At 55.3% G+C, this 20,221-nt stretch carries 15 protein-coding genes and 1 pseudogene; 8 read left to right on the forward strand and 8 right to left on the reverse strand.

Features of this window, described 5'->3' with window-relative positions:
* Window positions 1-375: 375 nt before the first annotated feature.
* From N7922_RS12080 to N7922_RS12090, 3 genes and pseudogenes are all read right to left on the reverse strand, one after another.
* Window positions 376-918: a YbjP/YqhG family protein gene (locus tag N7922_RS12080; protein WP_263100743.1), complete on the reverse strand. Its 543-nt coding sequence runs from the start codon at window positions 916-918 to the stop codon at window positions 376-378.
* A gap of 191 nt (window positions 919-1,109) precedes the next feature.
* Window positions 1,110-1,571, reverse strand: coding sequence for a YbjP/YqhG family protein (locus N7922_RS12085; RefSeq protein ID WP_263100744.1), 462 nt, complete (start codon window positions 1,569-1,571; stop codon window positions 1,110-1,112).
* Window positions 1,568-1,741 (reverse strand): annotated as a pseudogene (locus N7922_RS12090) (hypothetical protein); the annotation flags it as partial. The gene N7922_RS12085 and the pseudogene N7922_RS12090, both read right to left, overlap by 4 nt.
* Window positions 1,742-1,898: 157 nt before the next feature.
* On the opposite strand from N7922_RS12090, the gene N7922_RS12095 reads away from it, so the two are divergent.
* The 3 genes from N7922_RS12095 to N7922_RS12105 all read left to right on the forward strand — a co-directional run bounded on the left by N7922_RS12095 (window position 1,899) and on the right by N7922_RS12105 (window position 5,172).
* Window positions 1,899-2,174, forward strand: coding sequence for a metal/formaldehyde-sensitive transcriptional repressor (locus tag N7922_RS12095; RefSeq protein ID WP_061496064.1), 276 nt, complete (start codon window positions 1,899-1,901; stop codon window positions 2,172-2,174).
* A 33-nt stretch (window positions 2,175-2,207) separates the two neighbouring features.
* Window positions 2,208-3,326, forward strand: a complete 1,119-nt coding sequence (locus N7922_RS12100) for an S-(hydroxymethyl)glutathione dehydrogenase/class III alcohol dehydrogenase (RefSeq protein ID WP_263100745.1) — start codon at window positions 2,208-2,210, stop codon at window positions 3,324-3,326.
* 154 nt (window positions 3,327-3,480) lie between these two features.
* A complete protein-coding gene (locus tag N7922_RS12105) occupies window positions 3,481-5,172 on the forward strand; it encodes a methyl-accepting chemotaxis protein (RefSeq protein ID WP_317633853.1) in 1,692 nt (563 codons plus the stop codon).
* A 154-nt stretch (window positions 5,173-5,326) separates the two neighbouring features.
* Here the strand turns inward: N7922_RS12105 and N7922_RS12110 are convergent, their stop codons facing one another.
* The 4 genes from N7922_RS12110 to N7922_RS12125 form a co-directional block, all read right to left on the reverse strand.
* Window positions 5,327-6,007: a DUF2076 domain-containing protein gene (locus N7922_RS12110; protein WP_263100747.1), complete on the reverse strand. Its 681-nt coding sequence runs from the start codon at window positions 6,005-6,007 to the stop codon at window positions 5,327-5,329.
* 143 nt (window positions 6,008-6,150) lie between these two features.
* Window positions 6,151-8,532: a glucose/quinate/shikimate family membrane-bound PQQ-dependent dehydrogenase gene (locus N7922_RS12115; protein ID WP_263100748.1), complete on the reverse strand. Its 2,382-nt coding sequence runs from the start codon at window positions 8,530-8,532 to the stop codon at window positions 6,151-6,153.
* Between the two features lie 256 nt (window positions 8,533-8,788).
* The gene (locus N7922_RS12120) at window positions 8,789-11,086 is read right to left on the reverse strand and encodes an FdhF/YdeP family oxidoreductase (protein ID WP_263100749.1); all 2,298 of its coding nucleotides are present in this window, start codon (window positions 11,084-11,086) and stop codon (window positions 8,789-8,791) included.
* Between the two features lie 139 nt (window positions 11,087-11,225).
* Window positions 11,226-12,149 carry a LysR substrate-binding domain-containing protein gene (locus N7922_RS12125; RefSeq protein ID WP_263100750.1) on the reverse strand — a complete coding sequence of 308 codons (924 nt, stop codon included), beginning with the start codon at window positions 12,147-12,149 and terminating at the stop codon, window positions 11,226-11,228.
* A gap of 300 nt (window positions 12,150-12,449) precedes the next feature.
* Between N7922_RS12125 and N7922_RS12130 the strand changes: the two genes are divergently transcribed.
* Both N7922_RS12130 and N7922_RS12135 read left to right on the forward strand, forming a co-directional pair.
* The gene (locus N7922_RS12130; protein ID WP_263100751.1) at window positions 12,450-13,793 is read left to right on the forward strand and encodes a VOC family protein; all 1,344 of its coding nucleotides are present in this window, start codon (window positions 12,450-12,452) and stop codon (window positions 13,791-13,793) included.
* Between the two features lie 42 nt (window positions 13,794-13,835).
* On the forward strand, window positions 13,836-15,350 hold the full coding sequence (locus N7922_RS12135; RefSeq protein ID WP_263100752.1) for a carboxylesterase/lipase family protein: 1,515 nt from the start codon (window positions 13,836-13,838) through the stop codon (window positions 15,348-15,350).
* On the opposite strand, the gene N7922_RS12140 is transcribed toward N7922_RS12135, so the two are convergent.
* On the reverse strand, window positions 15,337-16,188 hold the full coding sequence (locus tag N7922_RS12140) for a LysR substrate-binding domain-containing protein (RefSeq protein ID WP_263100753.1): 852 nt from the start codon (window positions 16,186-16,188) through the stop codon (window positions 15,337-15,339). The genes N7922_RS12135 and N7922_RS12140 overlap by 14 nt on opposite strands.
* A gap of 112 nt (window positions 16,189-16,300) precedes the next feature.
* Here N7922_RS12140 and N7922_RS12145 point away from each other — a divergent pair, with 112 nt between their 5' ends.
* The 3 genes from N7922_RS12145 (at window position 16,301) to N7922_RS12155 (ending at window position 20,190) form a co-directional block, all read left to right on the forward strand.
* Window positions 16,301-17,470 (forward strand): pyridoxal phosphate-dependent aminotransferase, encoded by a 1,170-nt coding sequence (locus tag N7922_RS12145; RefSeq protein ID WP_263100754.1) that lies wholly within the window; start codon window positions 16,301-16,303, stop codon window positions 17,468-17,470.
* Between the two features lie 13 nt (window positions 17,471-17,483).
* Window positions 17,484-18,263, forward strand: coding sequence for an ABC transporter substrate-binding protein (locus tag N7922_RS12150; protein WP_263100755.1), 780 nt, complete (start codon window positions 17,484-17,486; stop codon window positions 18,261-18,263).
* A 271-nt stretch (window positions 18,264-18,534) separates the two neighbouring features.
* Window positions 18,535-20,190 (forward strand): glucan biosynthesis protein D, encoded by a 1,656-nt coding sequence (locus N7922_RS12155; RefSeq protein ID WP_263100756.1) that lies wholly within the window; start codon window positions 18,535-18,537, stop codon window positions 20,188-20,190.
* Window positions 20,191-20,221 lie beyond the last annotated feature (31 nt).

The following is a 20,221-nucleotide window of genomic DNA, read 5'->3' on the forward strand; positions in this document are numbered from 1 at the left end:
CCAGCGTAACACCTAGAGACTTCCGATATACGTGTTTATTGCCTAGCACTCGGAGAAGTGGATTAAACTTGCCCTGCCGGTACTCTTCCGGTGTCAGGTTATTCAGCGGTCGTGAAGCCGTGACCAGCTCCTCATTGATTAATACTTGGCTACGTTAGACTAGACGCTTAAAAACTATTTTCAAAGAATCACTAACTTCCGTTCCTCACTCCTCGCCGCCTGTCGCGTATTACAGGCTGCTATGTGCAAGGAGCAATGAGGTGCCACCGGCGGTATACGAAACCCAATACTCGCAATGGCTCGAAAGTGTCTGATTATCCGTGGCGATTTAATAGCCAGAACGGTCACAATAACGTGCTGGCTATAGTTCTGTAATTACTCAGGCATAATATCGAGGTTTGTTACTGATTGAATTTTCCATGTTCCAGATTCCTTAATCATACAATCCACAACAACGTGTTTTTTGGCTTTGCCAAAGGCAACATAGACATTTGTACATACCGGGTCATAGTCGGATTGAATGACATTCACATTATCTGGCCAGTCGTTGTCATAATCCTGGGCACGTAAAAAAAAGTCTGAGCCATAATCTTCTTCACCGTCGACATTGGGGTGGCGCAGTTTCTTTAGTGTATCTGCGGCGACATATTTGTCTATTTCGTGACCATCCGTAATCGGGTATTTACTTTGGCTGATTTGCGTTATATACCATTTATTAAATATCAATGCCTGATGACGGGCTTGATCGACCGGATACGAATCCGCCAACACAGATGAAGAAATTAATAGCAAAATGAGGCTTAAGGCTTTCATATTAATCATGCCTGTAGATTTTAAAGGAAGGATGACGCCTTCTGTATGCGATTCCTGGGTACATTCCATGGAGTTGAACAAAATCACTGATCCAAACTTTTCCATCAAAAATGCAGGTATGTCCTGCGAAGCTTTGCGTGATAGCCTGAATAACGGCTACATCCCCAAGCCGTTCTTATCCTGTAAGGATCGACTTCATATCGGATTATCCCTGACTATCTGTCTGTTCAGGGGGTAAATAAGCAGTAATAAAGCCCGTGCCGGCACGGACTTTATTAACCGAATAATATAAGAACTCAATAGAGCTTCTGCTCAATATGGTTCCCGGCATCAATCACCCGCCAGATTTTCCATTCTCCATCTTCCTTACGGGTCCAGACCTGCAAATGCTTCAATTTATTGTCCTGTATACCCAACCAGACATCCAGCTTCATACTGTCCCCATCACGATAAGCAGGGGATACTTTCATACGCGGTATCCATGCAGGATCATAATCCTGAGCATAGATAAAATAATCCGCCTCAAGCAATTCCTGCTCAGGCATTTCATAAATAGCGGCCATACGTGCCAGTAACTTTTTTGACATCCACTGATGCATTTTATCCATTTTGATAATGTCATCTGATGGTGTCTTATCATATTCATGTAAATAGAATGAGTAGAAATCAGTCACACTTTTCTGAATATCCGTCTCAGTATTTGCGCTGGCAAAAGGAATATAAATAGCCAGTAACAAGGTAAGCAGGTAACGCATCATTTTTTCCTGTCAATAACATAGGGCGGACGAAATTGCCGGTACGTAACTCCCGGATACATATCCCGTTGTTTGAAATCAGAATACCATGTTTTACCCTCAAACATCGTCATATGGCCGATTCCGTTCCCGCCTTTGTAAGGCTGAATAATCGCAACATCACCTTTCTCTGGCGTTGCTGACTGTGGCAATGCAAGGTACTGAAGTGTAAGACTTTATGAGGTCACCGATAAAGAGCTTGTGACATTCACAATACCCACATAAAACCTGACGTTTACAGCAAAACCATCCCTCCTGTAGTATACCCCCCTATAGTATGCAGGAGGTTCTATGCCACATTCACCTGAAGATAAAAAACGGGCGCTGACGCGTGTGCGTCGTATCCGTGGGCAGGTTGATGCACTGGAACGCGCGCTGGAAAGCGGCGAGCCTTGCATCGCGATTTTGCAACAAATCGCCGCCATTCGCGGCGCAGCCAACGGCCTGATGGGCGAAATGGTTGAAATTCACCTCAAAGATGAACTGGTCGCTGGCGACACCACTGCCGATCAACGGGCAGTGCGCATGGCGGAAGTCGGTCATCTTTTGCGCTCTTATCTAAAATAAGCATCAAGGTACTCACAAAAAAGGAACAGACTTATGAAATCACGTGCAGCTGTAGCGTTCGGACCGGGTCAACCGCTGAAAATCGTTGAAATCGATGTTGCACCGCCGAAAAAAGGCGAAGTGCTGGTGCGTATTACCCATACCGGCGTCTGCCACACGGATGCATTTACCCTCTCTGGCGACGATCCGGAAGGCGTATTCCCGGCGGTGTTGGGCCATGAAGGCGGCGGTATCGTTGTGGAAATTGGCGAAGGGGTTACCAGCCTGAAGCCGGGCGATCATGTTATTCCGCTCTACACGGCGGAATGCGGCGAGTGTAAGTTCTGTAAATCCGGCAAAACTAACCTCTGTCAGGCCGTACGTGCGACCCAGGGCAAAGGCCTGATGCCGGATGGCACGACCCGTTTCTCCTATAACGGCGAGCCGATTTTCCACTATATGGGCACCAGCACCTTTAGCGAATACACCGTTTGCGCGGAGATCTCGCTGGCGAAAGTCAACGAACACGCGCCGCTGGATAAAGTCTGCCTGCTCGGTTGCGGCGTAACCACCGGTATCGGCGCAGTGCACAACACGGCGAAAGTGAAAGAGGGCGACACTGTAGCAATTTTTGGCCTCGGCGGTATCGGTCTGGCGGCGATCCAGGGCGCAGTGCAGGCGAAAGCCGGGCGCATTCTGGCTATCGATACCAACCCGGATAAATTCCCGCTGGCGAAAGAGATGGGTGCCACTGACTTTATCAACCCCAAAGATCACGCGCGTCCGATTCAGGATGTGATCGTGGAAATGACTGACGGCGGCGTGGACTTTAGCTTTGAGTGTATTGGTAACGTCAACGTGATGCGTTCGGCGCTGGAGTGCTGCCATAAAGGCTGGGGCGAAAGCGTGATTATTGGCGTTGCCGGCGCTGGTCAGGAGATCAGCACCCGTCCATTCCAGTTGGTAACAGGCCGCGTATGGCGTGGCTCCGCCTTCGGCGGCGTGAAAGGCCGTAGCCAGTTGCCGGGCATGGTGGAAGACGCGATGGCGGGAAAAATTCGCCTCGATCCGTTTATCACGCACCGCATGCCGCTGGAACAGATCAACGACGCGTTTGATCTGATGCATGAAGGGAAATCCATCCGCACCGTTATCCATTTCGGCGATAACTGATCCCGCCTCACGCCAGCGGTGAAACCGCTGGCGTCATCAATCTCCAAATCTGTGACCGCTGTATCGCTTTTCGCCATAAGAATAATCCAATTATTGCCGATGCCTATATATCATTCCTGTTGTACGTATCAGATCAATATGAGAGTCGATAGCCATGGATAACAAAGCAGCAATGCAAAAAACACAAGGCATTGGTTTTATGCACAATATTCGCCTGGTTCCCCTGTTTTCAGCCATTCTTAGCGGCATCTTAGTGCTATTTGCATTAAGTTCCGGTCTGGCGGGCTATTTCCTGATGCAAGCCGATCGCGACCAGCAGGATGTGACGCAGGAAATTCAGGTGCGCATGGGATTATCTAACAGTTCTAACAACTTACGCATCGCACGTCTCAACCTGATCCACGCAGGTGCGGCCAGCCGCATCGCCGAAATGGATGATATGAAAAAAAACGTGGCTGACGCAGAAAAGCGTATTAAACAGTCGCAGGATGGTTTTAAACAGTATATGGATCGTTCGGTAAAAACCCCGGCAGACCAGGCGCTGGATGATGACCTGACCACCCGGTTTAATGCCTACATCGCGGGCATGCAACCGATGCTGAAATATGCCAAAAACGGCATGTTCGAAGCCATTATTAACCACGAAAGTGAACAAGCTCGCGTGCTGGACAACACCTATAACGAGGTGTTGCTGAAAGCCATTCAAATTCGTACTGAACGTGCGCAGCATTTAACTGAAGAAGCGCACAGCCGCACACAGCTTGGTCTGATGTTTATGGCGGCGGCGTTTGCTTTTGCGCTGGTGCTGACCGTGATCACCTTCACCGTTCTGCGTCGCGTGGTCATTAACCCGCTGCAACGTGCTGCGCAGCGCATCGCGCGTATTGCCTCCGGCGATTTGACCGTTGCGGACGAAGCTGCCGGTCGCAGTGAAATCGGCCGTCTCAGCAGTGATCTGCAGGCAATGCAGCATTCACTGGTGACGACCGTCTCCACGGTTCGCCAGGGCGCTGAAGAGATCTATCGTGGTACCAGCGAAATCTCCGCCGGTAATACCGATCTTTCCTCCCGTACCGAGCAGCAGGCGGCGGCGATTGAAGAGACGGCAGCCAGCATGGAGCAACTGACCGCAACGGTGAAACAGAACGCCGACAACGCCCACCATGCCAGCAGCCTGGCGCGCGATGCCTCCGGCAAAGCGACCAAAGGCGGGCAGATTGTTTCTGGCGTCGTGCAGACCATGGGCAATATCACCTCCAGCTCCCGTAAAATCTCTGAAATCACCGCAGTGATTAACAGTATCGCTTTCCAGACCAATATCCTGGCGCTGAACGCCGCCGTGGAAGCCGCACGTGCGGGTGAGCAGGGGCGCGGGTTCGCCGTGGTAGCGAGTGAAGTGCGTACGCTGGCCAGCCGCAGTGCGCAGGCCGCCAAAGAGATCGAAGCGCTGATCAGCGACTCTGTCAGCCTGATTGAACAAGGGTCAGGTGAAGTTGTTGCCGCAGGCGAAACCATGGGTGAAATCGTCACGGCGGTCAAACGCGTGACCGATATCATGCTGGAGATTGCCGCCGCTTCTGACGAACAGAGCAAAGGCATTACGCAGGTCAGCCAGGCGATCACTGAAATGGATAATGTGACGCAACAGAACTCCTCCCTGGTGGAAGAGGCTTCTGCTGCTGCTGCATCGCTGGAAGAGCAGGCCGCGCGCCTGACTGAAGCGGTGGGAGCATTCCGTCTGAGTGGTGCAGCGCCGCAGCGTAGTGCATCATCATCGTCAACGCCGAAAGCGTTTAAATCGCAGCGTCCTGCGCTGGCGAACGGCGATAACTGGGAAACGTTCTGATTGCCTGACCCGAAACATGAAAGAGGCCGCAAGGCCTCTTTTTTTCGTCGAATCATTCAGGCAAACACTGACGGTTTCCGGCTCCGGAAAGAAAAACGCCACCGGGCATCACTGCCGGGTGGCGTCGGTATTTTATCCTCAACGACACGGATGATTAAATAAAGCTGTCATCATCGTTGCTGTAGTCGTTGTCATCGAAATCATCATCCTGATAGTTGTCGTTATCCGTCTGGTACGGATCGTTACTGTCGAGGAAACGCGTGTCGGAAACATCGTTAAAACGGTCGTTTTGTCCTGCATCAAAAGGCGTACCGCCTGTGGCTGTCGCGGGCTCTTCAATGATGTTGACGATCTCTTCCGGACGGGATTGATGGAACATACTGGTCAGCATCTCGGCAAGCACCACGCCGCCCGCAACGCCCGCTGCCGTTTGCAATGCGCCAGCCATAAAACCGCCGCCGCGTGGCGTGGAAGCCGCCGGGCGCGCATAGTCAGGCGCGGGTTGCGGCGGTGGGGTCCAGTTATTTTCCGGCTGTGCGTTCTGGCTCTTACCGCCGCCGAACAACCCGCCGAGGAAGCTACCGCCCGTTGATGACGCTTTACTTTTTTGCGCCGCCAGTTCGCTTTCCAGCTCCTGAACTCTGGCTTGCAGACGTTTCAACGCCGCTTCCTGAATCAAAATGGATTGCGCCATATAGTAGGGCGCTGCAGGCTGCTGCTTAACGAACTCCGCAATTTGCCGCTCCGCGTCAGCATCCCGTTGGCTGTTCTGCTGCTCAGTCTGTTTCAGGCGCTGAAAAAGGCCGTTGATAAGCTGCTGTTCTTCATATTGCATGGCAATAACCTTCCGGTCGCTGTGATGGATATGATTGAGTTTATCAGTGCCACGAATACGTGTCTGGCGAGTGAAATGTTTGTTTAAGATTGGTTGCAGCGATGACGTAAAAAAGGCCCGAACCGTCGGGCCTTTTGCACACTTTACGACTTATCAGGTAACGCATAGGCAATGATGTAATCACCGCGATCCGGCGACTGTCGCGCGCCGCCCGCATTAATAATCACATATTGCTTGCCGCTCTTCGGCGATATATAGGTCATCGGGCCGGACTGGCTGCCCACCGGCAGACGGTCTTTCCAGATCTCTTTCCCGGTGGCGGTATCAAACGCGCGCAGGTAGAAATCTTGCGTACCGGCAAAGAACAGCAGGCCGGATTGCGTGGAGAGCGATGCGCCCAGCGTTGGCATCCCGATGGGGATCGGCATATGCATGCGGATACCTAACGGCCCGGTATCCTGCACGGTGCCAACCGGCACCTGCCACACTAGCTTGCCGGTGGAGAGATCCACCGCCGACATCGTACCGAATGGCGGTTTCTGGCACGGAATACCCAACGGCGACAGGAAGCGTTCGCGCATTGCGCCAAACGGCGTACCGTCCATTGGCACAATCCCCATCTCGATACCACTGGCGTTTTTCGCCACATTGGCGCGCGGCACCATGTAGTTCGCCAGCCCCAGACGCATATCGTTCACAAACATCAGATGATTGTTCGGATCGACCGACACGCTGCCCCAGTTCATCCCACCCAGCGAGCCAGGGAATTGCAGGGAGCGATCGAGCCCCGGCGGCGTGTAAATGCCCTGATGACGCATGGCTTTAAACGCAATACGGCACATCAGCAGGTCAATCGGGGTTGCGCCCCACATGTCGGACTCTTTCAGGGTCTGGTTACCAATCATTGGCATCCCCACAGAGTACGGCTGCGTAGGGGAGTAGCGTTCCCCCTGCACATGGCCTGCCGGAACCGGGCGCTCTTCCACTTTTGCTACCGGCTCACCCGTTTCACGGTTGAGCATAAAGATCATGCCCTGTTTACTGGTCTGCACCAGCACCGGGGTGGTATGGCCTTTACCGTCCGGCAGATCGTAAAGCAGCGGCTGCGAAGGCAGGTCGAAGTCCCACAGATCATGGTGCGTAGTCTGGAAGTGCCAGCGCACTTTGCCGGTGGTCGCATCAACAGCAACCACCGATGAGCTGTATTTATCGTCCAGCGCCGTACGTTCGCCAGCCCAGAAATCCGGTGTGGCGTTGCCAGTCGGCAGATAGATGAGGTTCAGTTTGGCGTCATAAGACATCGCCGACCAGACGTTCGGCGTACCGCGCGTATAGGTCTGGCCCTCCGGCGGTAAACCGGTTATGTTCGGGTTGCCCGGATCCCACGCCCACGCCAGTTTCCCGGTGTGCACGTCATAAGCGCGCACCACGCCCGGCGGTTCGCCGGTGGAGAAGTTATCCGCCACGCGACCGCCGACCACTACCACATTTCCGGCCACCAGTGGCGTGGAGGTTTGCTGGTAGTAACCCGGTTTGATGTCACCCATGCCGACGCTGAGATCGACAATGCCATGCTCGCCAAAGTCATCACAGGCGCGGCCATTGTCGGCGTTAATGGCGATCAGGCGCGCATCGGTGGTTGGCAGGAACAGACGGCGCGGACAGGCGGCTGGTGCATTGTTCTGTGCCGGGGAAGCCAGCGCACTGCTATCTTCGTAGTAGCCCAGACCCCGGCAACGCTGCCAGTTTGGTGCGGTGGCTTTTGCGTCGTAACGCCATTTCTCCTTGCCGGAGTCGACATCCAGCGCCAGCACTTTGCTGTACGGAGTACAGACATACAGCGTGTCGCCAATTTGCAGCGGGGTGTTCTGATCTTCCGCCCCGGAGCCGTTGCTTTGCGGAATATCGCCGGTATGCGCAACCCATGCCACCTGCAACTGGTTGATGTTCTGCTTGTTGATCTGATCCAGCGCCGCGAAACGATCGCCGTGGGTGGTATTGCCCCAGTGTTTCCAGTCCTGCTGCGCGGTGGCTTGCGTAACCGGTTTGACCGGAACCTGCTCCGTTGATTCGACAACGTTCCAGGTCTTAAGCATCCCGCCCGCGCTCACCAGCAGCAGAATTGCCAGTACGCCCGCCAGGCTGAACGATGATTTACGCAGCGGCGTCGCGCTGTGTTGCGACCGCATCAGCGGCCACAGCAGGGCGGCGAGGAATGCCAGCACGCCAAAGGTGAACAGGCGCGAAAACAGCGGCCAGAATGACCAGCCGGCGTCGTTAATCGCCCAGATAATGGAAACAAGAAACGCCAGGGCATATAACACGATGCCACTGGCGCGGTTTTTAATGATCAATCCTGCGGCGATAAGCATCACGATGCCCATCACCAGGAAGTAAAGACTGCCGCCGACGGCGACCAGCTTGTAACCGAGGATGCCGATAGCCAGACCGATAACCATCATCAGTATGACCAGTAACCATTTCAGGATGCTGACGATCCCGCGTGGCGTGCTGCCAGATGCCATGACGTTCTCCTTAAAACACACCCGTCCTTCAGCCGTCGGGGTTAACCCATGCGAACCAAATGGATAAATCTCAAAGGGGTATTGTTCTGAATGAAAGTGTAATTACCTTCTTTTTCGTAATGTGAAGCATAAATATGGATGCGTATGAACCATATGGTGAATCGGAGGTATGATAAAACTGTTAAATTGTTTTACGCAAATGTTAAGAATTAAGATCGCATTAATTGAGAACGCCCGCAGAACGCGGGCGTGAAGGTCAGGCAATTCGCAGGGTATCGCGGGGTTGTGCCGGGGTTATGACAACCGGAATAGATTTGGACGTCGGGGTGCCGGTACCGTCACCAAAACGGGTCAGAGGAACCAGTGGGTTCGTTTCCGGGTAGTAAGCCGCCAGATTCCCGCGCGGGATGTTATAGGCAACGAGGCGGAAATCTTCTACGCGGCGCACAATCCCGTCTGTGGAGCGGGTTTCGATATTCACCCGATCGCCGTCCGCTAACCCCAGCGACTGAATGTCGTCCGGGTGCATAAACAGCACATCGCGCTGTCCGTAGACGCCACGGTAGCGATCATCAAGACCATAAATAGTGGTGTTGTACTGATCGTGAGAGCGCAGGGTTTGCAGCACAAATGGCGCGTCCGTTTCCGGGCAAACCGACTGCGGCAGCGGTGCGGCGCTGAATTCCGCTTTCCCGGAGGGCGTGTTAAAGCGCAGATCGGCTGCGGCGTTCCCCAGCCAGAACCCGCCAGGCTCTTCGCAGCGGGCGTTGAAGTTCTGAAAACCGGGTAGCGTGGTGGCAATGTGATCGCGGATCAGGTTGTAATCGTCTGCCAGCGCCAGCCAGTCCAGCTTTTCTGTACCGAGAGTGGCATGCGCGATCCCGGCGACAATGGCCGTTTCAGAGCGTTGCGTTGCCGCCAGCGGTTTACCGATCCCTTCCGAGGCATGCACCATGCTGAACGAGTCCTCCACCGTCACAAACTGGCGGCCCGTCGCTTGCACATCCTCTTCGGTGCGCCCCAGCGTCGGCAGGATCAGCGACTGTTTTCCTGGCATCAGGTGGCTGCGGTTTAGTTTGGTGCTGATGTACACCGTCAGCCCACAGCGGCGCAGCGCTTCGCAGGTGAGCGGCGTGTCCGGCGCAGCGGCGGCAAGGTTACCGCCTAAGGCGATCAACACTTTCACCTCGTCACGCAGCATCGCCTGAATGGCATCCACCGTATGGTGACCGTGTGCGCGCGGGGGCTCAAAATTGAAATGGCGGGCGAGGCTGTCCAGCAGTGCTGCCGGGGGCTTCTCATCAATGCCCATCGTGCGGTTGCCCTGCACATTACTGTGGCCGCGTACCGGGCATAAACCCGCGCCAGGTTTACCCAGATGACCGCCCAGCAGCTGCAGGTTGGTGATTTCACGCACCGTGTCCAGCGAGTGTTTATGCTGGGTAATGCCCATCGCCCAGGTGCAGATCACTTTTTCGGCCTGCTGCCAGACGGCAGCGGCATCGCGCAGTTGTTGTTGGTTTAAACCGGATTGCTGTTCAATGGTGCGCCAGTCGGTGGCGTCGATTTGCGCAAACCATGCCTCAATACCCTGGGTGTGCTGCGCAATAAAGGCGTCGTCGAAGATCCCCGGTTCACCGGCCGCAAGGCGCTGGCGCTGGGTCTCCAGCAACGCTTTGGCAATCCCGCGTACGGCGGCCATATCACCGCCCAGATTCGGCTGGTAGTAAGAGGAGCTGATCACGCCCGCCATCGGGGTCACCACTTCCAGCGGTTTTTGCGGGTCGGCAAAACGCTCAAGGCCGCGTTCCCGCAGGGTATTAAAGGTGACGATCCGTGCGCCGCGATCGGCGGCATGGCGCAGGCTGTGCAGCATGCGCGGGTGGTTGGTTCCGGGGTTTTGGCCGAACACAAAAATGGCGTCCGCTTTGTCAAAGTCGGCAAGATGAATCGTGCCTTTACCGACGCCAATGCTGCGTTTTAACCCTGCGCCGCTTGCTTCGTGGCACATATTTGAACAGTCAGGGAAGTTATTGGTGCCGACCATACGGCCAAATAACTGGTAAAGATACGACGCTTCGTTACTGGCGCGACCGGAGGTGTACAGCTCCATCTGATCCGGGTTATCCATCGCCTGAATATGTTCAGCAATCATCGTCAGGGCATCGTCCCAGCTCACCGGCTCATAGTGATCGGTGTGCGGGTTGTAACGCAGCGGTTCGGTCAGTCGCCCCTGGTACTCAAGAAAGTAATCACTTTGACGGGTGAGGGCGCTCACGCTGTGTTGCGCAAAGAAGGCGGCGTCAATCTGTCGGCGGGTGGCTTCCCAGGTCACGGCCTTGGCGCCGTTTTCACAAAAACTGAAGGTGCTTTTATTGTCATCGCCCCAGGCGCAGCCAGGGCAGTCAAAGCCGCGGGCTTTATTCATGCGCAGCAGGTTGCGCATATTCTTGAGGGCATTTTTGCTGTCAATAACGAAGCGTGTGGTTGCTTCAAGCGAACCCAGACCACCGGCAGCAGCGTGGTAAGGTTTGATAGCCGTTTTGAATTTCATCTGTTCTTCCGGAGACGGATTGTTACAGCGTTAGTCTAATTTGCATAACAACAACCCTTAATCAACAACCCCTTTTATCACACAAGTAACGTAATGTTTACCTTTTGCGCAACAAGAAGCACAGATCGCCATGCCAGGATTACCCCGGCATGATTTTCCGAATGGCGCTAATCAGCGTATGGGCTGCCGGAGAAAGCGGCGTATCGACACGAGTGATAATGCCGATCGGATCGCCCACGCCCGGTGGAGCAATGGGCAGCGCCACCAGCGTACCGACACGCAGATCGTCTTTTACTGCACCGGAGGGCACAAACCAGACATAGTCATGATCGACCGTCAGCTGACGCGACAGTGACGCCGAAAGCGTCTCAATACAGCCAGATGGCAACCGGCAGTTTTGACTGCTGAGCAGATCTTCCGCGTTTTGTCGCGGTACCGTGCCTTCCGGTAAGACCACGACTGGCCACTCAAGCACGCGGCTGAGCGTCACGGTGGTTTGCAACAACGGGTGACGAGGGCGCACCACCAGTTTCAGCGACTCCAGAAACAGCAGCTCATAATTCAGCCCGGTCATCAGTTCCGGATCGGACATGCGCCCAATGCCGAGATCCAGTTCGCCGGACTTCAGCCCGGCCAGCAGCATCGGGTTGTTGGCGGTGGCGACCTGGATGGTGAGGTCCGGTTGCTGTTTATGTAACTGCCCAATCACGCCGGGCAAAATACCCAGTGCAGCAGTGGGCAGCGCGCCGATGCGGATCACATCCGTTTTTTGCTCATATTTGTAGTTCAGCGATTGCCCGGCGATATTCACCGCGTCCAGCACGCGGACCGCATGGGTGAGAAACTGCTCGCCCACCACCGTCAGTTGCGCCCCCATGCGTCCCCGTTCAAATAGCCGTTTCCCGGTCAGTTGTTCCAGTTCGTTAAGGGTTTTCGACAGTGCCGGTTGGCTCAGGTTAAGGGTTTCAGCCGCGCGCCCCAGCGTTCCCTGTTGAGCGACGGCAACGAAAGTATGTAAATGGCGCAGACGTATGCGCTGTGAAAACAGGCCGTTTTTTTCCATAAGATGATGTTAAAAACTGAGCGGAGCCGGTGACAAGTAAGTTTGTTTAATTTTGATAACTTGATAGCAAACTATTATTAACATCTAATCTCTTTGAGTTACAAACGGATTTTCTCCGCAATGTGACGTAACCAGCAGGTTGGTGTGGTTTTGTCCGAATTGTTTTTCATAAGCGGAGGTTATGCCCGGTGGGCGCAAAGCGTGCGCGTTTTCAGCCACGATCACACTTTGTAAATTTCCCGACACGGTGGCGAAAGGCCTTTCTACACTCCAGAGAAAGACCTCTGGAGGACGAATAATATGACGTACAGCATCACGGCTGATGATATTCGCGAACAATTTTCACAGGCCATGTCAGCAATGTATCAGCAGGAGGTTCCACAGTATGGCACGTTGCAGGAACTGGTTGCCGATGTGAACCTGGCCGTGCTGGAGCACAACCCCCGTTTACACGAACAACTGGCCAATGCCGATGAGCTGTCCCGACTGAATGTTGAGCGTCACGGTGCGATCCGTGTGGGCACAGCGCAGGAGCTTTCCATGCTGCGGCGGATGTTCGCCATCATGGGCATGTATCCGGTCAGCTATTACGATCTCTCGCAGGCGGGCGTGCCGGTGCATTCCACGGCGTTTCGCCCGGTTGACGACGCGGCGCTGGCGCGCAATCCGTTTCGCATTTTTACCTCGCTGCTGCGTCTGGAGCTGATTGAAGACCCGGCGTTGCGCAATAAAGCTGCCGCCATTCTGGCAAAGCGCGACATTTTTACCCCTGCCTGTCGGCAACTGATTGAACTGCATGAGCTGAATGGCGGTTTTACCCCGCAACAGGCGCAGGCATTTGTGCAGGAAGCGCTGGAAACCTTCCGCTGGCATCGCCACGCCACCGTGGATGAGCAAACCTACCTGGCGTTGCACCGCGAACACCGGTTGATTGCCGATGTGGTCTGTTTTCCCGGCTGCCATATTAACCACTTAACCCCGCGTACGCTGGATATCGACCGCGTACAGGCGCTGATGCCGGAATACGGTATTGAACCGAAGATCCTTATTGAAGGGCCACCGCGGCGTGATGTGCCGATCCTGCTGCGCCAGACCAGTTTTAAAGCGCTGGATGAACCGGTGCTGTTCAGCGGCGAGCACCAGGGAACGCATACCGCGCGTTTTGGTGAAATCGAACAACGCGGTGTGGCGCTGACGGAAAAAGGCCGGGCGCTGTATGACCAGTTATTACTGCAAGCCGGAACGGGGAAAGACAACCTGACGCACCAGCTTCATTTACAAGAGGTGTTTAAAGCGTTTCCGGATAGCGAAATGTTGCTGCGCAAGCAAGAACTGGCGTGGTTTCGCTATCGCCTGACGCCGACCGGCGAAGCCCATCGCAAGGCGATCCGCCCCGGCGATGATCCGCAGCCGCTGATCGAGCGCGGGTGGGTGGTTGCCCAGCCGATCACGTATGAGGATTTTCTGCCGGTGAGCGCCGCCGGGATCTTCCAGTCTAATCTGGGAAATGAAACGCAGGCGCGCAACCACGGCAACGCCAGTCAGACGCAGTTTGAGGACGCCCTGGGGTGCCCGGTGCTCGATGAGTTCACGCTCTACCGGGAGGCCTCCGAACGGAGCAAACGACGTTGCGGACTTCTGTAAAACAGGTACTCTGCCAGAAATCAGTTCTTTCTGGATGGTGTTATGGAAAATCCTTCAGCCCCACTGGCCCAGACCCGTCAGGGTCTGGTGATGGGGCGCAGTGAAAACGCCTGTCATGTCTGGCGCGGTATTCCTTTTGCCGCACCGCCTGTCGATACCCTGCGCTGGCGCGCGCCGCAACCTGTTGAACCTTGGCAGGGGGTGCGCCTGGCGGACCGTTTTTCTGCCGCCAGCTGGCAGAACAGTGAATACTGCCAGCAGATTGGCGGTGGCGATCCGGGGCAGTTCTCTGAAGATTGCCTCTATCTGAATGTCTGGTCGCCTGCCCGCCGCGACAAACGGTTGCCGGTCATGGTCTGGCTGCACGGCGGCGGCTTTACCATCGGTTCCGGCGGGCTTCCGCCTTACGACGGTCAGCAACTGGCTGCGCGCGGTGTGGTGCTGGTCACCGTCAACTACCGGTTGGGACATCTTGGCTTCTTCGCGCATCCGGCGCTGGAGCAGGAGCAAGCGCCGGACGCGCGTATCTGCAACTTCGGTCTGCTCGATCAAATTGCCGCGCTGCGATGGGTCCAGGAGAACATTGCGGCCTTTGGCGGTGATGCCAGCAATGTCACGCTGTTTGGCGAATCCGCCGGGGGCCGTAGCGTCATGGCGCTCATGGCCTCGCCGCTGGCGGTAGGGTTGTTTCACAAAGGCATCATCCAGAGTAGCTATACACTGCCGGATACGCCGCGGGTGAGTGCGCTGGCAAAAGGCGAGGCGATCGCCGCCCATTTCGGGCTGGAAAATGCCAGCGCGGAACAGTTGCGGGCGATCCCGGCGCAGGCGTTCTGGCCGCTGGTGGCCCCGCTGAAAATTGCCCCGGCGCCCATTGCGGGGGATGCCGTCTTACCGGACTCTACTCTGGAGGTCTTCTTTGCCGGTCGCCAGCACCCGCTGCCGGTGATTATCGGTTCCAACAGCGACGAAGCCAGCGTGATGGCGGAGTTTGGCGTTGATCTTGCCGGGCAAATCGAGAAGATGCGTCGCGAACAACGGCTTGGTCTTGGGCTGATCCGTTTACTCTATCCGGGCGTGAGAGGCGATGCCGAACTTGGCAGGCAGGTATGCCGCGATATGGCGTTTACCACGCTGGGCCTGGTGGTGATGCAAGCGCAGCAGCGGGTCAGGCAGCCATGCTGGCGTTACTGGTTTGATTATGTTGCTGAAGCTGCACACGATACCTATGCCAATGGCGCGTGGCACGGCAATGAAGTGCCGTATGTTTTCGATAATTTGCACTTGTCAGAGCCATCGTGCACCTATGTGAACGATCGCGATAATGCGTTTGCCGCACAGATCGCTGACTACTGGGCGCAGTTTGCGCACGTCGCCAGCCATAAGACGGAGGTATTACAGGGGCCGGTTCGCTGGCTGGCCTGCGTGCGCGGACGCGACCGTTTGTTACGCATTGGATTGAATAAACATGCAGGATTCCGCCTGGTTAATCGCTTTATGCGTGCCCGTTTGAGCTTCTTTCGCCGGGTGATGCGCCACCACGTTAAGCTGGATTGATCCCCAACAACCCCTGTCGGAAGGCCGCCAGCCCGGCGGCTTTGTTGTGTGATTCGCGCAGTACCAGCCGGTAACTGGCTCCGGTCTTTACACTGCGGGCAAACGGGCACAGCAGCCGTCCGGCGCGAACATCCTCCTCGACCAGCGTTTCGTCGGCAATGGCCACGCCTAGCCCCTGAATGGCGGCGGTGATCGCCAGATCCATGGTGTCGAAGTGTTGATTTTTTCTCATGGCGGGCTGAAACAGCTGTTGCTTCGCCAGCCACAATGACCAGTCGGTTTTGTCCCGTGTCGGGTGCAGCAGCGTCGCTTTTTCCAGTGCATCATGATGTGAATAGTCCGCGCTCATGACCGGGGTCAGCGCCTCTTCAAACAGCAGATCGCCCGCGCTCAATTGCGTCCCGAATACGATGGCGGCGTCATAAGGTTCTGTTTTGAAGTTAATGGTGTGATCGGTGGTGGTGGTCAGCGCAATCTGCAATTCCGGGTAACGATGTTCCAGCTGCACCAGGCGCGGCACCAGCCAGCGCATGGCGCAGGTGGGGGACTTCAGCCGCACCACCGTTTGTTGGGCCCGCGCCTGATCGGCCGCCATTAGCAAATGCTCAAACGCGCTGCGCAACTCCGGTAACAGCGCGCTTCCCTGTGGCGACAGGTGCAGCCCGCGGGCATGGCGCTCAAACAGCGGAAAGCCAAACCAGGCTTCCAGAGTGGCAATTTTGCGGCTGACTGCGCCTTGCGTCAGGCAGAGCTCTTTGGCGGCATGGGTCAGATTCAGATGGCGCGCGGTGACCAGAAACGCGTCAATGGCGTTGAGCGGCAGGGTACGGTGCGACATGGCGGCTCCAGCTATGCAATTTAGTCATGGCTATTATGACAACAATTCGCTTGTCGGCTCAATGCTGTTTTGGTTTGAATGGTTATGCACTTTTAATGAGAAAGGATTAAGCATGACTTTGCGTACCCCGGTGAAATTTCGCTCCAAATTACCCGATGTCGGCACCACCATTTTTACCGTGATTGGCCAGCTTTCCGCGCAGCATAATGCCATTAACCTTTCTCAGGGCGCGCCCAACTTCCCGTGCGATCCGCAACTGGTGGCCGGTGTTACCCGTGCGATGGAGGATAGCCATAACCAGTATGCGCCGATGACCGGCTTGCGTCCGCTGAAAGAACGTATCGCGCAGAAGATAAATGACCTGTACCACACTGACTATGACGTTGATAACGAAATCCTGATCACCGCCAGCGCCAGCGAAGGGCTCTACTCCGCCATCAGTGGGCTGGTGCATCCTGGCGATGAGGTTATCTATTTTGAACCGTCGTTTGATAGCTATGCGCCGATTGTCCGTTTGCAGGGGGCAACGCCGGTGGCGATTAAACTGACAGTGCCGGATTTTGCCGTCAACTGGGATGAGGTGCGCGCCGCCATCACGCCGCGTACCCGGATGATCATCATCAACACCCCGCACAATCCCAGCGGGCAGGTGTTCTCCCGCGCGGACCTTGAGCAACTGGCTGCGATCACCCGCAATACGGATATCGTGATCCTCTCCGACGAAGTGTATGAGCACGTTGTCTTTGACGGTGAGCCGCATCATGGCATGGCGACGCTCCCGCAACTGGCGGAGCGTAGCGTAATTATCTCCTCGTTTGGTAAAACCTACCACGTGACCGGCTGGCGCGTAGGGTACTGCGTTGCGCCTGCTGAACTGATGGAGGAGATCTGCAAAGTGCATCAGTTTCTGATGTTCTCTGCCGACACGCCGATGCAATATGCCTTTGCCGATCATATGCGCGACCCACAAAGTTGGTTGTCGCTGTCGGTCTTTTACCAACGCAAACGCGACCTGCTACAAACGCTGCTGGCGGAGTCGCCATTCCGGTTATTACCCAGCGCAGGATCGTTTTTTATGCTGGCGGATTACAGCCATTTCAGTGAAGAGAGCGACAGCGAAATGGTGAAACGACTGATTACCGATTGCGGCGTCGCCACGATCCCGTTGTCGGCTTTTTACACTGATGGTACTGATAACAAGTTGATTCGCCTCTCTTTTGCGAAAGATGAAGCGACGTTAAGGGCAGGTGCGCAGGCCCTGTGCCGTGTTAAGCCACGCTAAAGGAGCGTTAATCATGAAATTAAAAGCACTCTGTCTGGGCATGGGGTTGCTCTGCTCACTCTCTTCGTTTGCCGCCACTGAACTGCGTTATGGCGTGGAAGCGGAATATCCGCCGTTCGAAAGCCGCAATGCGTCTGGCGAGCTCGAAGGGTTTGATATCGAACTGGGGAATGCGATTTGCAAAGCCGCGCAATTGAAATGTAGCTGGGTGGAAACGTCGTTTGACGCGCTGATCCCGGGGTTGGTGGCGAAGAAGTTTGATGCCATCAACTCGGCAATGAATATCACCGACCAGCGCAAAAAGAGCATCGACTTTACTCAGCCTATTTATCGTATTCCATCGCAACTGGTCGGCAAGAGCGGTGCCGGAATGGAAGCCACTGCTGAAGGTCTGAAAGGCAAAACCATTGGCGTGTTGCAGGGTTCTATTCAGGAAACTTACGCCAAAGAACACTGGGAAAAACACGGTGTCACGGTGGTGTCTTACAAAGATCAGAATATGGCGTGGGGTGATTTGCTGAACGGCCGCATTGACGCCACGCTGGTGATGTCCGCAGCCGGTCAGGCTGGTTTTCTGAGCAAACCGCAGGGTAAAGGGTTTGGCTTTATTGGCAAACCGGTCTCGGACGACACGATCCTCGGTAGCGGTATTGGCTATGGGTTGCGCAAAGGCGATGAGGCCACCAAAAAACAACTCGACGCCGCGATTGATAAAGTGCGTGCCGACGGCACCATCAAAACGCTGGCAGCAAAATACTTCCCGGGCATTGACGTTAGCGTCAGCGCACAATAACGCCTCACTATTCTGGCCCCTGCCATTTGATGTCCGGCAGGGGCTTTTTTTATTCCGCCGCATTTACCCGCCATTATCCTTATCTTTACGTTGTTTTCGGGCTGATCCGATCGACAGGAAATATTTCACGGTTTGCGCAGATAATCAGCGCCCAACAATTGGATTCTCAATGAATTTTGTCTAGAGTGTGCGTTCATCAACAATCGCTTTTGCCGCTGTTTCGCGACACCGCGAAATGTCCATTTACGACAAGAAGGACGTGTTACCAGGCATGAACCGCAGACGATTTATTCAGGCATCCATGGCGCTCGCAGCAACGTACGGTACGACCGGCGTGGCTTCACTTTTCTCCCGCGCGGCATTCGCGGCAGACTCCGATATCGCCGATGGCCAAAGCCGTCGTTTTGATTTCTCCGTGTTGCAGTCCATGGCGCACGATCTCTCGGCGCAACCGTGGGGCGGCGCGCCAAGAGCGCTGCCGAATACGCTGGCAACGCTCACGCCGCAGGCTTACAACAGCATCCAGTACGATGCGAAGCACTCGCTGTGGAATAACATCGACGGTCGCCAGCTTGATGTGCAGTTCTTCCATGTCGGCATGGGGTTCCGCCGCCGCGTACGCATGTTCTCGCTGGACCAGCAAAGCCACCAGGCGCGCGAAATCCACTTCCGTCCTGAGCTGTTTAACTACCACGATGCCGGTGTGGACACCAAACAACTGGAAGGGCAAAGCGATCTCGGTTTCGCCGGTTTTCGCGCATTCAAAGCGCCGGAACTGGCGCGCCGCGATATCGTCTCCTTCCTTGGCGCCAGCTATTTCCGTGCGGTAGACAGCACCTTCCAGTACGGGCTTTCCGCGCGCGGCGTGGCGATTGACACCTTTACCGATACGCCGGAAGAGTTCCCGGACTTTACCGCCTTCTGGTTTGAAACCGCGAAACCGTCGGATACCTCATTCACTGTCTATGCGCTGCTCGACAGCCCGAGCATTACCGGTGCGTTTAAATTCACCATCCACTGTGAAGCCAGCCAGGTGATCATGGATGTGGAAAACCGCCTGTTTGCCCGTAAAGAGATCAAGCAACTGGGCATTTCGCCAATGACCAGTATGTTTAGCTGCGGCAATAACGAGCGCCGCGTGTGCGACACCATTCACCCGCAAATCCACGACTCCGATCGCCTGGCAATGTGGCGCGGTAACGGTGAGTGGATTTGCCGCCCGCTGAACAACCCGCAGAAACTGCAGTTCAATGCATTCCAGGATAACAACCCGAAAGGCTTTGGCCTGCTGCAACTGGACCGGGATTTTTCCCACTATCAGGATGTGATGGGTTGGTACAACAAGCGTCCGAGCCTGTGGGTCGAGCCGCGTAACAAGTGGGGAAAAGGATCCGTTTGCCTGATGGAGATCCCGACCACCGGTGAAACGCTGGATAACATTGTCTGCTTCTGGCAGCCGGAAAAACCGGTGAAAGCGGGGGACGAATTCACCTTTGAATATCGTCTTTACTGGAGTGCGATGCCGCCGGTGCGTTCACCGCTTGCGCGCGTGTACGCCACCCGCACCGGCATGGGTGGTTTCCCGGAGGGCTGGGCACCAGGGGAACACTATCCGGATAAATGGGCGCGTCGTTTCGCCATTGATTTCGTGGGCGGGGACCTGAAAGCCGCCGCGCCAAAAGGGATTGAACCGGTGATCACCCTGTCTAACGGTGAAGCGAAACAGGTGGAAATCCTCTATGTTGAGCCGTTCGACGGTTACCGCATTCTGTTTGACTGGTATCCGACCAACGATTCCACCGATCCGGTTGAAATGCGTCTGTTCCTCCGCTGCCAGGGCGACGCCATCAGCGAAACCTGGCTGTATCAGTATTTCCCGCCCGCGCCGGATAAACGTAATTACGTTGACGACAGAGTGATGCGCTAAGCTTACATTCTCCCCCGCAAGGGGGAGAATG

The sequence above is a fragment of the Kosakonia sp. ML.JS2a genome, assembly GCF_025642095.1.
Classification (GTDB): domain Bacteria; phylum Pseudomonadota; class Gammaproteobacteria; order Enterobacterales; family Enterobacteriaceae.